Source organism: Gracilibacillus marinus (genome assembly GCF_042651725.1).
Lineage (GTDB): Bacteria > Bacillota > Bacilli > Bacillales > Amphibacillaceae > Gracilibacillus > Gracilibacillus marinus.
The window spans coordinates 236,486-252,276 of the sequence record NZ_JBHSDV010000001.1 but is presented as its reverse complement, the minus strand read 5'-3'; the positions used below and the strand labels follow the sequence as shown (position 1 = coordinate 252,276).

At 36.5% G+C, this 15,791-nt stretch carries 14 protein-coding genes and 2 other annotated features; of the genes, 2 read left to right on the top strand and 12 right to left on the bottom strand.

Going from position 1 to position 15,791, the window contains the following annotated elements:
* Positions 1–64: 64 nt before the first annotated feature.
* From ACFOZ1_RS01205 to ACFOZ1_RS01195, 3 genes are all read right to left on the bottom strand, one after another.
* On the bottom strand, positions 65–949 hold the full coding sequence (locus tag ACFOZ1_RS01205) for a helix-turn-helix domain-containing protein (protein WP_390195002.1): 885 nt from the start codon (positions 947–949) through the stop codon (positions 65–67).
* Between the two features lie 450 nt (positions 950–1,399).
* Positions 1,400–2,533: a 5-methyltetrahydropteroyltriglutamate--homocysteine S-methyltransferase gene (locus tag ACFOZ1_RS01200; RefSeq protein ID WP_390195000.1), complete on the bottom strand. Its 1,134-nt coding sequence runs from the start codon at positions 2,531–2,533 to the stop codon at positions 1,400–1,402.
* Between the two features lie 99 nt (positions 2,534–2,632).
* The gene (locus ACFOZ1_RS01195) at positions 2,633–3,547 is read right to left on the bottom strand and encodes a LysR family transcriptional regulator (RefSeq protein WP_390194998.1); all 915 of its coding nucleotides are present in this window, start codon (positions 3,545–3,547) and stop codon (positions 2,633–2,635) included.
* 126 nt (positions 3,548–3,673) lie between these two features.
* Between ACFOZ1_RS01195 and ACFOZ1_RS01190 the strand changes: the two genes are divergently transcribed.
* Complete coding sequence (locus ACFOZ1_RS01190; protein WP_390194996.1) at positions 3,674–5,293, top strand: ABC-F family ATP-binding cassette domain-containing protein; 1,620 nt, start codon at positions 3,674–3,676, stop codon at positions 5,291–5,293.
* A gap of 440 nt (positions 5,294–5,733) precedes the next feature.
* On the opposite strand, the gene trpA is transcribed toward ACFOZ1_RS01190, so the two are convergent.
* The 9 genes from trpA to ACFOZ1_RS01145 all read right to left on the bottom strand — a co-directional run bounded on the left by trpA (position 5,734) and on the right by ACFOZ1_RS01145 (position 14,998).
* Positions 5,734–6,510: a tryptophan synthase subunit alpha gene (gene trpA / locus ACFOZ1_RS01185; RefSeq protein ID WP_390194994.1), complete on the bottom strand. Its 777-nt coding sequence runs from the start codon at positions 6,508–6,510 to the stop codon at positions 5,734–5,736.
* The gene (gene trpB / locus ACFOZ1_RS01180) at positions 6,503–7,708 is read right to left on the bottom strand and encodes a tryptophan synthase subunit beta (RefSeq protein ID WP_390194992.1); all 1,206 of its coding nucleotides are present in this window, start codon (positions 7,706–7,708) and stop codon (positions 6,503–6,505) included. Before trpB ends, trpA begins: the two co-directional genes overlap by 8 nt.
* On the bottom strand, positions 7,695–8,321 hold the full coding sequence (locus ACFOZ1_RS01175; protein WP_390194990.1) for a phosphoribosylanthranilate isomerase: 627 nt from the start codon (positions 8,319–8,321) through the stop codon (positions 7,695–7,697). Before ACFOZ1_RS01175 ends, trpB begins: the two co-directional genes overlap by 14 nt.
* A 4-nt stretch (positions 8,322–8,325) precedes the next feature.
* A complete protein-coding gene (gene trpC, locus ACFOZ1_RS01170; RefSeq protein WP_390194988.1) occupies positions 8,326–9,108 on the bottom strand; it encodes an indole-3-glycerol phosphate synthase TrpC in 783 nt (260 codons plus the stop codon).
* Position 9,109: 1 nt separating this feature from the next.
* Positions 9,110–10,135: an anthranilate phosphoribosyltransferase gene (trpD, locus tag ACFOZ1_RS01165; protein WP_390194986.1), complete on the bottom strand. Its 1,026-nt coding sequence runs from the start codon at positions 10,133–10,135 to the stop codon at positions 9,110–9,112.
* Positions 10,132–10,719 (bottom strand): anthranilate synthase component II, encoded by a 588-nt coding sequence (locus ACFOZ1_RS01160; RefSeq protein ID WP_390194984.1) that lies wholly within the window; start codon positions 10,717–10,719, stop codon positions 10,132–10,134. The genes trpD and ACFOZ1_RS01160 overlap by 4 nt, the downstream gene beginning before the upstream one ends.
* A complete protein-coding gene (trpE, locus tag ACFOZ1_RS01155) occupies positions 10,716–12,095 on the bottom strand; it encodes an anthranilate synthase component I (RefSeq protein ID WP_390194982.1) in 1,380 nt (459 codons plus the stop codon). Before trpE ends, ACFOZ1_RS01160 begins: the two co-directional genes overlap by 4 nt.
* Before the next feature lie 101 nt (positions 12,096–12,196).
* Positions 12,197–12,418: a binding site (T-box leader), on the bottom strand.
* A gap of 54 nt (positions 12,419–12,472) precedes the next feature.
* Positions 12,473–12,726: a binding site (T-box leader), on the bottom strand.
* A gap of 132 nt (positions 12,727–12,858) precedes the next feature.
* The gene (locus ACFOZ1_RS01150) at positions 12,859–13,407 is read right to left on the bottom strand and encodes a 3-dehydroquinate synthase II domain-containing protein (protein ID WP_390194980.1); all 549 of its coding nucleotides are present in this window, start codon (positions 13,405–13,407) and stop codon (positions 12,859–12,861) included.
* Positions 13,408–13,708: 301 nt separating this feature from the next.
* On the bottom strand, positions 13,709–14,998 hold the full coding sequence (locus ACFOZ1_RS01145) for a Gfo/Idh/MocA family protein (RefSeq protein WP_390194978.1): 1,290 nt from the start codon (positions 14,996–14,998) through the stop codon (positions 13,709–13,711).
* Positions 14,999–15,132: 134 nt separating this feature from the next.
* On the opposite strand from ACFOZ1_RS01145, the gene ACFOZ1_RS01140 reads away from it, so the two are divergent.
* Positions 15,133–15,441: a hypothetical protein gene (locus tag ACFOZ1_RS01140; RefSeq protein WP_390194977.1), complete on the top strand. Its 309-nt coding sequence runs from the start codon at positions 15,133–15,135 to the stop codon at positions 15,439–15,441.
* Positions 15,442–15,791: the final 350 nt, after the last annotated feature.

The following is a 15,791-nucleotide window of genomic DNA, read 5'->3' as shown; positions in this document are numbered from 1 at the left end:
GATATATCGCTATGTAAGCCATTACAATCGTAAATATTTTTAAAAAGAGTAATATATTGCTCTTTCAATCGATAATTAATTGATCAACAGGCATGAAAGAGTCGTTATTTCGGTATTTAGATGGTGTAATATGAAGTAGTTGTTTAAACACTTTACTAAAATAATTAGCATTCGTATATCCAACTGCTATAGCAATCTCCTCAATAGATAATTCTTTTTGTTTTAGTAGTTCGATTGCTTGTTGCATTCTTATTTTTGTTACATATTGGATTGGGGTTTGATTAGTATACTTCGTAAACAAGCGTGTAAAGTGATATTTAGATAATTGGGATACTTCCACAATATCCTCTAAACCAATATCTTGATCGTAATTTTTTTCAATAAACGAAATCGCTTCTTGGATGGGGATAGGTATTTTTACATTTGTTTGTTGCTCATATTCAAAGTATTGCATCACTTCCATTAAAAACGAATAGGCATAGCTAGAAGCCTCATAGCTATTATACACACCTACTGTTTCTAACTTTTCTAATACTCGATAAATATGTCTGATTGGTTTTGCGTTTGTTGGCATAGAAATAATATTCCCGACACTTTGCTGCATATGTTCATAAAAACGCGTTGCTTCAGTACCATATACGGAGATATAAATAAATTCCCACTCATTCGAATCGTCAGGCAAATAGTAACAATGATCACTTGGGAATTGGACAAGGAATGCTTGTCCTTTCGTTAGTGTCGTGACATGATTTCCTATTCGAATCGCACCTTTTCCATTTAGTGTATATTGAAATACGACTCTACCATTTTCTCCAGCACGTCTCATCCCATCCCAGCGATAACTTAATTCTGTTTGTACTTCTCTACCTATAGCATGTAATCCTGCCACTCTTTCTTGATGTGCTCCCTTTAATCGAAAACCATATGAATTGGAATTATTTTTTATCATGACTATTTCACCCCTGTCTGAATCTTCCTATTTTTTTCATTATAAAACACATAAGTGAAAAAAACATTTATCAAAATACCAAAAAGAGGTTAGGGTACAAATATTGTTCTTCACCCAAAACACGATTGATGCCATATGTATTGTTTCGTAGTAAAAGAGTGATATAACACTATTGTAAACAGTAATTATGAGATGATTTATGTGTGTATACTCCACTCCGGCTTGCCAACTTCCCTTTCCACTACTACGGGAAAAACCCACGGAAAGAGAAACGGACAAGCCGGAGCGAGTGCATAGCACACATAAATTCTCCAAATAACCAAATTGTTTTTTTCTTCTAATACATATAAAATCCAAACGACTCTCGGTAAATAACTTCGAATCGTTTGGATTTTTATAATGAAAGAATTCTTTTATCCTAATCTCTTGCACTTACACAGCATGCTATATTTAATTCCACACTTCATCTGCAATTTCTTTAATCAATTGTAGTTTCTTCCACTGTTGTTCTTCAGTTAGAATATTTCCCTCTTCTGTAGATGCAAATCCACATTGTGGGCTAATACATAAGCGATGTAGTGAAACAAACTTAGAAGCTTCTTCGATACGCTTCTTAATTGCTTCTTTATCCTCTAATTCGCCAGTTTTTGATGAGAACAATCCTAATACAACAAATTTATTCTCACTAACATGCGCTAGTGGCTCAAAACCACCTGAGCGTTCTGTATCGTATTCTAAGTAGTATGCAGATACATTTTCTTTTGCAAATAAGATCTCTGCAATTGGGTCATACCCACCAGATGATGCCCATGTTGAGTGATAGTTACCCCGACATACGTGTGTTGTCACAACTAAGTCTTCTGGTAAATTTGCAATCGCCGCATTATTCACATTTACATATAATTCACCAATTTGCTTTACATCTCCACCTGTATGACGACTTGCCCAGTATTTAGGATCCACAAGCATTCCCCATGTACAATCATCTAATTGCACGCTTCTACACCCTTTTGCATACAAATCTTTAATAACTGTTTGATACGCTTTCGCAATATCTGTCACTAAATCATCTATATTTGGATAAATTTCTTCTGTTTTCGCAATATTCTCAGGTCGTTGCAACTCTGCTAGAAATTGAGCTGGAGCAGGTATCGTCTGTCTCGCAATTACATCTTCTGTAGCAAATTGTTGCACAAAAGCAAAATCATCTACAAATGGATGATTTTCTCCACTTATTTTCCCTGTTAATCTAGCAGTCTCTGCTCTTGTTTCTTCTCCGTTAAACTTATATCCTTGACTACTCTTCTCTTTTTCCACACCATTTAGGCCCCACATAAAATCAAGGTGCCACCACGAACGACGGAATTCACCATCTGTAATCACTTGTAGTCCGACTTCTTTTTGTTTCTTTACTAATGCTTCAATGGATTGGTCTTCTACTTTCTTTAAATCTTCCGCACTAATTCTTCCTTCATTGTAGTCTGCACGCGCTTGTTTTAACTGTTCTGGACGTAGAAAACTCCCCACATTATCATAACGAAACGGTGTAACTACTCGTTTTCCTGCTTTCACTGCAATTGCCATGCTTGTCTCTCCCTTTGTACAAGTTGTATATACATATTTTAGCATGGTGTCTGGTTAATTATGTAAAGCGAAAAACCTATCATTTGCTATAGTTTTTTCCTATAGCTGATTCCGCTCCAAAGCTACCGTTTCTTTTAAATAATCAATATATATATTCGCCATCGGACTTCTGGTGACATTTTTATGTGTAATATATCCTACTTCCAGTTGCTCATTTACCCTTAATGGAATAGAAATAATATTATCTCCATTTAATTCTTTACTTAAAATACCAGTAGAAATGGTATATCCATTTAAACCAATAAGTAAGTTAAACAAAGTGGCACGATCACTCACATGAATATTTTTCGGTCGAGACAATGTACTAAGTATCTCTTCTGAAAAATAGAAAGAATTATATTCTCCTTGTTCATAAGATAAGTATGGGTATTCTCGTAAATCCTGTAATGTGACACAATCTTTTTTTGCTAAAGGGTTTGTAGCGCTTATAAACACATGTGGCTTCGCTTCAAATAAATGATGAAAAATAAGATTCCCTTCACGCAAAAACTTAGAGATAACATGTTGATTGAAATCATTTAAGTAAAGAATACCAATTTCACTCCGCAAATTTTTTACATCTTCAATAATTTCGTATGTTTTTGTTTCTCGAAAGGTAAATTCATATTCTGTCGTTTGATAATCTTTTAATAATCTTACAAATGCACTAACAGCAAACGCGTAATGCTGGGACGATACAGCAAAATGATGTTGGGAGGATGTTGTTTGATACCTATTCTCTAGCAATTCTGCTTGTTCAATGACTTGGCGCGCATATCCTAAGAATTCTGATCCTTCTGGCGTAATATGAATCCCGCGATTTGTTCTAGTAAATATAATAATGCCTAATTCTGTTTCCAATTCTTTTATCGCATTAGATAAACTCGGTTGACTAATGAACAAGTGTTGAGCCGCTTTGCTAATGGACCTGTTCTTTGCCACTTCAATTACATATTTTAATTGTTGTAATGTCACTTCATATACCCCTTCATCACAATTTAATCGCTTCAATTATAGCATAATATAGGAAGGAAAAATTGACTTCTTACGTTAAATAACATAAGCTTGCATTATATTAGATAATGGAGGAATTGTGTATATATGTTACAAGCGACAAATGTAAGTTTACGTTTTGGTGATAAAAAGTTGTTCGAAGACGTTAATATTAAATTCAATGCAGGAAATTGCTATGGTTTAATCGGTGCAAATGGTGCTGGTAAATCGACATTCTTAAAGGTTTTATCTGGTGAAATCGAGCCACAAACTGGTCACGTGTCATTAGGGAAAGACGAACGATTAGCTGTGTTAAAGCAGGACCACTTCGCATTTGAGGAATATGAAGTATTAGAAACAGTTATTATGGGTCACGCCCAACTTTATAAAGTAATGAAAGAAAAAGATGCAATCTATATGAAAGCAGATTTTACAGAAGAAGACGGCATGCGCGCAGCTGAATTAGAAGGTGAATTTGCTGAGATGAACGGTTGGGAAGCAGAATCAGATGCCGCTATCCTTCTAAAAGGTCTTGGAATCGGTGAAGATCTCCATACAAAGAAAATGGCTGAATTAACTGGTTCTGAGAAAGTAAAAGTATTGCTTGCACAAGCCTTATTTGGTAATCCTGATATTCTATTATTAGATGAGCCTACAAACCACTTGGATATTCAAGCAATTCAATGGTTAGAAGAATTTCTTATCAACTTTGAAAATACTGTTATTGTCGTTTCTCACGACCGTCACTTCTTAAACAAAGTGTGTACACACATCGCGGACGTGGATTACGGTAAGATTGAGCTATTTGTCGGAAACTATGACTTTTGGTATGAGTCCAGTCAATTAGCATTACAAATGGCTAAAGACCAAAATAAGAAAAAAGAAGAAAAAATGAAAGAATTACAAAACTTTATTGCGCGATTTAGTGCAAATGCATCTAAATCCAAACAAGCAACATCTCGTAAAAAAATGTTAGAAAATATTACTCTAGATGATATTAAACCATCATCTCGTCGTTATCCATATGTTGCATTTACTCCAGGACGCGAGATCGGAAATGATTTATTACGCGTAGAAGGTATTTCTAAAACCATTGATGGCGTGAAAGTACTTGATAATGTGAGCTTCATTTTAAATCCAAATGACAAAGTAGCTTTCGTTGGTCGTAATGAGTTAGCGAAATCTGTTTTATTTGATATTTTAATGGGAGAAATGGAGCCTGATGAAGGAACATTTACATGGGGTGTCACCACATCTCAATCCTACTTCCCTAAAGATAATTCGAAGTTCTTCGAGGGTAGTGATTTAACATTAGTAGAATGGTTACGCCAATTCTCACCAGAAGACCAAACAGAAACATTCTTACGCGGCTTCTTAGGTCGTATGTTGTTCTCTGGAGAAGAAGCGTTGAAAAAAGCAAGTGTCTTATCCGGTGGAGAAAAAGTTCGTTGTATGCTATCTAAAATGATGTTAAGTAATTCAAACGTACTTGTGTTAGATGAACCAACAAACCACTTAGACTTAGAGTCCATTACATCTGTGAATAATGGGCTAATGAATTTCAAAGGTTCTATTCTATTCACATCACACGATCATCAGTTCATCAATAGTATCGCCAATCGTCTAATCGAAATTACACCATCAAAAGTAATCGACAAAGAAATGACGTACGACGAATACGTAGCAGACACAAAACTACAAAAAGAAATCGCAGGATTATACAACTAAAGCGAAAGTGACCGATTAAAAACGTAGAGACTGGAGCGAATCAACAGAAATAAAGGAATCACGATGAGCTTGCGAATCGATGATGACTTATTGATAGTTGATTAGTGAAGTCTCCTAGTTTTTGGTCACTTGAGCTGGATGAACTAAAGCGACATCGCCCGTTAAGAAACGTAGTGACTGGAGTAAACCAACTGAGATAAAGGAATCACGGTGAGGTACGAACCGATGATGACTTATCGTAGGGCGGTTTACGAAGTCACCTAGTTTCTGGGCGATGGAGCTGGATGAACTAAAGCGACATCGCCCGTTAAGAAACGTAGTGACTGGAGCGCATCAACTAAGCGTATTTATCACTAAAAAATGCAAGTTGGGATTGATTACACAAATCCAACTTGCATTTTTACTTTTTACCGTATATTCATCCAAAATACAGATATTCTTTACCCTTTTGCCGCTGCAATTAATTCTTTAATTGTCTCACGGTCTCCTTTATGCAATAAATCTACTATTCTACTACCAACAACTACTCCATCACAATATGCCGTTAGATTCTGTACATGTTCTGGCGTAGAAACACCAAACCCTGCTAAAACAGGCACATTACATTGGGCTTTTAATGCTTGCAAATGTTCACTTAAATTTTCTTTAAAGGATGTTCTAGCTCCAGTTGTCCCTGTTACTGTAACAGCATATAGAAATCCTTCTGTTCGCTTCGCAATTTCTGTTAGACGATCTTTTGTACTTGTTAATGCTGCAAGCCGAATTAATGCAATATCATACTTTTCTAAATGTGGTGTCAATAATGTTTCTTCTTCTAAAGGCACATCTGGAATAATTAATCCATCTACACCTGCTTCATCACAAGCTTCTGCAAATTGTTCTACACCAAATGCATGAATTGGATTAATATATGTCATTAGTACAATTGGAATATTCCGTTCAGACTTTGATTCTTTTAATGTTGCTAATACTTTACGTAAAGTCACACCATTTTCTAATGCACGAAGTCCTGCTTCTTGGATTGTCGGTCCATCTGCGACAGGATCAGAAAAAGCTATCCCTAATTCTACAACTGTCGCCCCTGCTTCTTCTAAAAATGTAAGCTGGTCATCAAGCTGATCTAATCCGCCATCACCTGCCATGATATATGGAACAAATGCTTTATGCCCTCTTTCTTCTACTGTTTGGAATGCTTGTGCAATTTTATGTTTACCCATTTATTTCACCCCCAAGTGCAGCACGAACTGTTTCCACATCTTTATCGCCACGGCCTGATAAGCAGACAACCATCACTTCATCTTCTGACATTTCTTTCGCAAGCTTTGCAGCATATGCAATAGCATGTGAACTTTCAAGTGCCGGTATAATACCTTCTGTTCGTGATAATTCTTGCAGTCCTTCTAATGCTTCTTCATCTGTAATATGCACATAATTCACACGCCCGATATCTCTTAAGTGACTATGTTCAGGTCCTACTCCAGGGTAATCTAAACCTGCTGAAATAGAATGTGCTTCTTGAATTTGTCCATGATCATCTTGAAGTAAATAGGTCATCGTACCATGGAGAATTCCTTTTTTACCATAGGATAGTGTTACCGCATGTTTGTCTGTATCTACTCCAGCACCACCTGCTTCCACACCATATAATTTCACATCATCATCTTCAATGAATGGATAGAACATCCCCATTGAGTTACTTCCTCCACCAATACATGCAACAACTGCATCTGGTAGTCTATTTTCTTTATCACGCAATTGTTTTTTCGTTTCTGTACCAATCATACTTTGGAAATCTCGAACAATTTGCGGAAATGGGTGTGGACCAACTACAGAACCGATAATATAATGCGTATCTTCTACATTACTTACCCAATAACGTAACGCCTCATTTACAGCATCTTTTAATGTTCCACTACCTTGATCCACGCTCTCTACACGTGCGCCAAGTAATTCCATTCTAAATACATTCAATTTCTGGCGACGCACATCTTCTTTACCCATAAAAATCACACACTCTAATCCAAGTAATGCACAAACTGTTGCTGTTGCCACACCGTGCTGACCCGCTCCAGTTTCAGCAACCACTTTCTTTTTGCCCATACGTAATGTAAGTAATGCTTGCCCTAGTGCATTATTTATTTTGTGCGCACCAGTATGATTTAAGTCTTCACGCTTTAAATAAATTTTTGGACCACCTAATTTTTTTGAAAAACGCTCCGCATAGTATAATGGCGTTTCTCTTCCTACATATTCTTTTAAATAATAATCAAATTCATCTAAAAATGCTTGATCCGCAATTGCTTCTTTATAAGCTTTTTCTAACTCTAACACTGCTGGCATTAATGTTTCAGGGACAAAGCGTCCACCAAAATCACCAAAATGTCCCGTTTGATTTGGAGCGTTATATTTTCCCATTTGTCTCACCTTTCTTTGCAGCTAATAAAAATGCTCGTATTTTATCTGTGTCTTTTACACCGTTTGTTTCTACACCACTTGATACGTCTACTCCAATTGGTTTCACTTCATTAATCGCTTCTGCTACATTCTCTACAGTAAGCCCACCTGCTAAAATCATTTTGTCTTTAAGGAATGCTTGATTTTTTACTAATGACCAATCAAATGTCGTACCATTACCACCTCTGTATTTACCGTGAGGGCTATCAAGCAAATAATAATCACATGGATAACCTTTTACTTTTTCCACGTCTTCCACACTTGCTACCGAAAAAGCCTTAATGATAGGTAGAGACAATTGTGCACAAAAATCTGGAGTCTCATCTCCATGTAATTGGATATAATCTAACCCTACTTCTTCTGCTATTTCTTCTATCACTTCTTTTTTTTCATTTACGAACACGCCAACTTTTTTAATATTTGATGGAATGATAGATGCCAATTCTTTTGCTTTCTCTAGTGTAATTCTTCGCTTACTTTTGGCAAATACCAATCCAATAAAGTCCGCACCTGCATCCACCGCTGTTAAAACGGAAAGTGTGTCCATTAATCCACATATTTTTACTTTTACCATTACATTACTCTCCTAACAGAATGCGTAAATCATCAAACGTACTTTTCACATCTCTAGAGCGCATCATTGTTTCACCTACTAAGATTGCCCTTGCTCCTGCACGTGCTACACGCTCGACATCTTCTTTCACCTTTATCCCACTTTCACTTACTAATAGTGTAGTTGTTGAATCAATTAATTTTGCCAAGCGTTCTGTTACTGCTAAGTCTACTTCAAATGTCTTTAAATCACGATTGTTTACACCGATGATCTTAGCACCAATTCTTTTTGCTACTTCTAATTCCTCTTCATTATGCACTTCGAATAAAATCTCTAATCCTTTATTTGTTGCATAATTATATAATGCCTGTAATCTAGATTCAGGTAATGCAGCAGCGATTAATAAAATCAGATTTGCACCAGCGTCATAAGCTCTGTCAATTTGAACTTCATCTATGATAAAATCTTTATTCAACAAAGGAATATCTACTACCTCTCTTACTGCAAGCATATCTTCTATCGTCCCTTTGAAAAATGGCTGATCTGTTAAGACAGAAATCGCACTAGCTCCACTTTTTTCATATAGCGCGCCTTGCTCAGCTGGTTCCACACCATCATTAATGACTCCTTTGGATGGGGATGCTCGCTTCATCTCAGCAATAATATTCATTCTATTTGATTGCATACATGTCTCATACAATGAGTGATGTACACGTTTTGCTTGAATCGAACCAGATTGATACGTTTCTTTTAACTTTGCTACTTCTTTTTTCTTTTCCGCAATAATCTTATCTAATATTGTAGTCATATTATACTCCTTGCTTCATACGATTACTGATTGTGATTAGATTTTCTAATTTTTCTAACGCCTTCTTAGAATCAATTGACTCTCTTGCTAATTCAATACCTTCTTGCACTGTTCGTGCTTTTCCGTTAGCAAAAATGCCGAGTCCTGCATTAAGCAATACCGTGTCACGATGCGGACCTTCTTTTCCTTCTAATACCGCTCGTAATATCCCTGCATTTTCTTTTGCATCGCCACCTTTTATTTCTTCATTTGTGACAATTGGCAAATTCACTTCCTCAGGCGTTAATGTAAAACGAATAATTTCTCCACGGTCAAGTAACACTAAATGATTCTCTCCTGCTAAAGAAGCTTCATCCATATAACCTGCGCCATTAATAATTAGTGCGCGCTTGCGACCTAGTTTGTGTAACACACTCGCCATTGTTTCTAATGTATCTCGACGATATGTCCCGACTAATTGCGAAGATAATTTAACTGGGTTGGTTAATGGACCGATGATATTGAATATCGTTGGCACACCAATTTCTCTTCTGACCTTCATCGCACGCTTCATTGCTGGATGCACATTCGGCGCGAACAAAAATGCAATGCCGTTTTCTTTTAGTATTTCATATGTTTCCGGTCTTGTAAATTCTAGTGGAACACCTAAATGTTCTAATACGTCCGCACTACCTGTTTTACTTGATATACTTCTGTTCCCATGCTTCGCGACAGTAATTCCTGCACCCGCAATCACAAAGGCAGAAGTTGTGCTTACATTAAAACTTTGGGATCCGTCCCCACCTGTACCGCAGTTATCCATTGCGTCTGTCAATTCATCTGGAATCGCAAGTGGAGAATTTTCTAATAACACATTTACTAATCCAGTAATCTCATCAACCGTTTCTCCTTTTGCCTTTAAAGTTGCTAGGAACGCTCCGACTAACACATCACTTGTTTCTTCTGAAAGAATTAGTTTTGTTGCTTCCTCCATCTCGTGCAATGTTAAATTCTCATTGTTCATTACTTTCTTTAAATATTCCTTCATATTTTTTGCTCCTTTCTTATCGCTTTAAAAAAGTTGTTTAATAATTGTTTTCCTTTACCTGTTCCAATGGATTCTGGGTGGAATTGCAATCCATACACTGGTAAATACGTGTGTTTGACTGCCATAATTTCTCCGTCATCCATTGCAGTTGCGGTTATAATTAACTCATCTGGAATTGTTTCACGCTCAATGACCAATGAGTGGTATCGCATGACCTCTAATGGTTGCTCCAAATAACTAAAAATCTCATCATTATTATGTCTGATCATAGACGTCTTCCCGTGTTTAACCTTTCCTGCATGAATCACTCTTGCACCAAATGCTTCTCCAATTGATTGATGGCCTAAACAAATACCTAAAATCGGAAATTTCGTTGCTAAATGCTGGACAACATCGATACATATACCCGCTTCTGTTGGTGTTCCAGGACCTGGTGATAAGATAATCGCTTCAGGTTGTAATTCCTCAATTTCACTTAAAGTGATTTTGTTATTTCTAACTACTTGCACTTCTTTTCCTAATTCAGATATATATTGAAATAAGTTATAGGTAAATGAATCGTAATTATCAATTAATAAAATCATTTTTTTGTGACCTCCAATAATGATTTTGCCTTGTTCAATGTTTCTTGATATTCTGATTCAGGATTGGAATCATAGACAATCCCGGCACCTGCTTGCACATATGCTTGATTCGCTTTAATCACCATTGTACGAATCGCTAACGCTAAATCCAAATCACCATTCATATTGATATAACCAACCGCACCTGCGTATACTCCGCGCTTCTTATCTTCTAATTCATTGATAATTTGCATTGCACGAATCTTCGGTGCACCAGATACAGTACCTGCAGGCAATGTAGAGACAAGTGCATCTAATCCGCTATACGCATCCGTTAATTCACCATGTACTTCTGAAACAATGTGCATGACATGTTGATAACGTTCAATTGTCATATATTTTGGAATGGTGATAGATCCAATTTCGCATACGCGTCCCAAATCATTTCGACTTAAGTCAACAAGCATCTTATGCTCCGCTAATTCTTTATCATCTGCTAACAAATCATGTTCTAAAGCGACATCTTCTTTAACTGTTTTCCCTCTTGGTCTCGTACCTGCAATCGGATTTGTAATGACATGCTTTCCAGTTGTTTTAATAAGACTCTCTGGTGACGCCCCAAGTACGATATACTCATCAAAATCAATAAAATACATATATGGTGATGGATTTGCTACACGTAATTTACGATAAAATTGAAATGGGTCTTGACTAAATGTCGCTTTCATTCGTTGTGATAATACAACTTGAAAAATATCTCCATCTATAATGTGCTGCTTTGCTTTTTCTACCATCTCAAGAAACCTTTCTTTCTTAAGTGATGGTGTAAAATCAACTTGTAATGTTACTTCTTCACTGAGTGGCTCTGGAATAGATACCTCTTCCATTAATTGTTCTAACCTTTCTTGTAATACCTGTTCTGTCCTTGTGCCATCTAAATCAATCACAATTAATGTAACGGTCTGTTTCACATGATCAAATACAAGTACTTCTTGATAAAAAAGCATGTGCACATCAGGCATGTCAATTTCGTCTTGTAATAATTGCCCGATTTCTTCATATTGCCTAATTGCATCATAGCCAATATAACCTATTGCTCCACCATAAAAAGCATATGGTAATGGTAACTGTACATTTGGAATATGTGCTTTCACTACTTCTAATGGTAATTCGTCTACTTCTTCTTCCCTGTTCTTTACATGATGAATAATTTTTGTCTTGGATGCTGTACCGATGATTTCTTTATATGGATTTAATCCAATAAAAGAAAAGCGTCCTTTTTCTCCATGATTTCCTGAACTTTCTAACAAGAATTTCTTCTTACCTTTTACTCTATTGAATATCGAAATTGGTGTAACCGTGTCTCCATTCATTGTCTTACTTATATAATTCACCATCGTATCTACTCCCTTTCTTCTTTTACTATCGAAATTATATTAATGTGCTATTTTTTTAAGATTTTTTATACAAAAAGTCCCTATATATACTTTTACATATATATAGGGACGGTTAGATTCGACCGCGGTGCCACCACTACTTGAAGTATGACGACATACTTCCACTTTTTCATCTTGTAACGTAGATGAGACGTTGCTTTATACTACGATTTCCAAAGCACTCTCGAAGGTCCATTCTTTATATGTTGTATGCTAGGATTCCACCACCCCTAACTCTCTTATATACATTACATATACTTACTAATCCTTCTCATTGAAGTAAATATTTACGCTATTTTTACATTTTAAAAATAAAAACAAAACGGGCCTCCGCATCCTAAAAGGACGAGGAAACCCGTGGTACCACCTTCATTAATTGTATCAACTACAATTCACTAATCACGTCAAACAAGTATATTGTTTTAACGTTCCTCGATTGTAACGAGTGAGTCTCTCGCCAATTCCTACTAGTATTCTACGTTCAGATTGGAAGCTCAGAAGCCCATTCACTTATCTTCTCACACTGGTTCACACCAACCACCAGCTCTCTTTTGTGTTTCAATAAGTTACTCTTCTTCTTCATAGCCTTTTTTTATGATGTTGCTACTATCATAGTATGGATTGTATTCATTTGTCAATCATTTTTACATAAATTATCTGAATATTTGTACTATATTTCATTATACTAGTGTATTAAATTAGGATTCTATTTAAAATAGTTCATTTACTTTTCCACAATTTCTTCTTGAATTTTTTCTCCTAGATGACGACCCGCTTGGTCCAATTTCACGTATACTTTGTCACCTTCTTTTAGTTGAATCACTTGTTTTTCTTCCATATTTTCACCAAGAATATGTACACTATCTGCTTCTTGCATCGTAACAGAGATATTGTGATCATTTACTTTAGCTTCTACCCGGACAAATGGTCGTTTCTCTATTTTTACACGTCCTACTGGAATTTTTCTATATGTTCCGTCTTCACAAAAGACTGGAATGTGATTACCTGGTTGTATCTCTTGTAAATAATTCGTTTTGTCTTCATCTGTGACAATGTAGTGATGAATCGCTCCCGCATTGACCCGAAAAGGTCTTTTAGGATAGGTGTCTGTTTGTCTATTTTCTGCCAAAACAAAAAAGTACCCATGCCCTGTGTTGCCGACAAGGACACCCTCTGTTGGTGATAATTGGTCAATGAAATCGATACAAACACGTGCACCTTCACCAATTGGTGTGACACGTTTGATTTCTGCTAATTCAAATTCTACCTGCATGTAAAGTACACCTCTTTTTCCACAATTTTTCTACAAATTTTATATAGCTATTTATTGGATAATCATATAAAATATAAATCGATTTGACAAATTAGGAGGGCTACACATTGCGGAAATTATTAGTAATGCTATTTCTGTTATTGATTGCTAGTTTTAGTATGCTCGGCATTAGCAATGCAAGCCAATATGGAGATAGTGAAACAATTGAAATAGATGAATAATACTATTTTACGTATAAATCGAACAAAATAAAAATAGCTAGCTCCTATTCTGTTATGGAATGCTAGCTATTTTTATTTTGTTATTTTTTCAAGTCTACTAAGTCACTCACTTTAACTGCTTGCCCTGTTTGTAATGATAGATTTCCTGCTATTCCTGTTAAAATCGAAATGGCTCCATCAATGTGTGATGCTGCTCGATCAAATTCGTCCTCTTCAGGTACACCAAACAGATCATTTAACAAAACAGGATCTCCACCGCCATGTCCGCCCTCTTTCTCTTCTACCTCTACTTCATAAGGCTCTCCGAACATAGGTAAGACACGCAATACCTTTTCTTTTAATTTACCTTCTTCCTCTTTCTTCCCGCCTGAATTAATATAAGATTGTTCGCGAACTTGAACTTCTATTCTTCCTTTCGTTCCATTAAATGCGATTTGGAATCCTTCCCAAGGCAAATATGCATTCAATGAATAGGTCAATATTGCCTTATTTTTATATGTGACAACTACACCCAATGTATCCTCAATACTGATTCCATCACCAAAAACACTTTGATCACGTTGATAACCATCTTCTTTCTCTGCATCAAGGTACATGGATTTTAGATGTTCATTTGCTTCTAAATCAATCGCAAATGGGTCGCCTTTTGCCAATTCGCTACCATGTGCACGTTGGTAAAATTGTGTCACACCTCTTCGTTCCGCATTTTCTTTCCCATAAAAACGTAATCCACCTGTTGCATACACTGTTTCCGGAATGGAATCTAACCAGAAATTGACCAAATCAAAATGATGGGTAGATTTATGTACGAGCAGCCCACCGCTATTCCGTTTATCTCGATGCCATCTTCTAAAATAATCTGCACCATGTTGCGTATCTAATGCCCATTCAAAATGAACAGAATTGACATCTCCAATTACACCATCTCGAATCAATTCGCGAATTTTTGTATTATGAGGTGCATATCTATAATTAAATGTTACTCGAACTTCCCTTCCAGTCCGTTCAATTGCATCTATAATTGCTTGCGTTTTTTCTGCGTCAACTGTCATCGGCTTCTCTGTTATGACATCACAACCAAGTTCTAATGCTCTAATAATATATAGGTGATGCGTTCGATCGATTGATGTAACAATGACAATATCTGGTTTTACTGTGTCAATCATCTCATCAAATTGACTTGCAAGAAATGTACGAATAGGTTCTACACCATATTTTTCTTGCAGTAACTTATTTGCATAATTTAGCCTAGTTTGATTAGAATCACAAAATGCGATTAAATCACAAGTCTCTTGAAAATCACGTACCATTGCACGATAAAAAAACTCTGCGCGACCGCCTGTACCAACAAGAACATACTTTTTCTTCATCGTAAACACTCCCAGTATATTGTAATCGTTACCAAAATATGATACTCTAATAACAACGTTGTTAAAATTATAATAGATACTACTTTAAATAGCAACAATGAATTTTTTAATGCTTATCAGAAAGGAGAATATATGTGGCGAAAATGCTTATAGGAACTGGCATTACTCTTGTTATTGTAAGTATACTGACCGGAATCTTACATGGTGACTTTTGGGAGTTCATCTTATTTTCTGTTAGCGGCGTCTCTTTTGCTATGATATTGTTCGGCCTAAGTTATCTCATTCGTTTAAAAGAAGAGATGTTAGATGTCATTACAATTCACCATCATTATTATCGTGAACTTCATATGACAAAAAGGACATGCTCGAACTGTAGTCATGAATACGACGCAATCCATAACACATGCCCACAATGTGGATCAAAAGCGAAAGCGTCCGTTTAGAAACGTAGCGACTGGAACGAAGCAACGGAAATAAAGGAATCACGATGAGGGACGAATCGATGATGACTTATTGATGGTTGATTCGTGAAGTCTCCTAGTTTCTGGACGCTTGAGCTGGATGGATCAAAAGCGAAAGCGTCCTGCCTATCGACGTAGCAACTGGAACGAAGCAACGGAGATAAAGGAATCACGATGAGCTTGCGAATCGATGATGACTTATCGTAGGGCGCTTTGTGAAGTTGCCTAGTCGATGGACGCTTGAGCTGGATGGATCAAAAGCGAAAGCGTCCTGCCTATCGACGTAGCAACTGGAACGAAGCAACGGAGATAAAGGAATCACGATGAGCTTG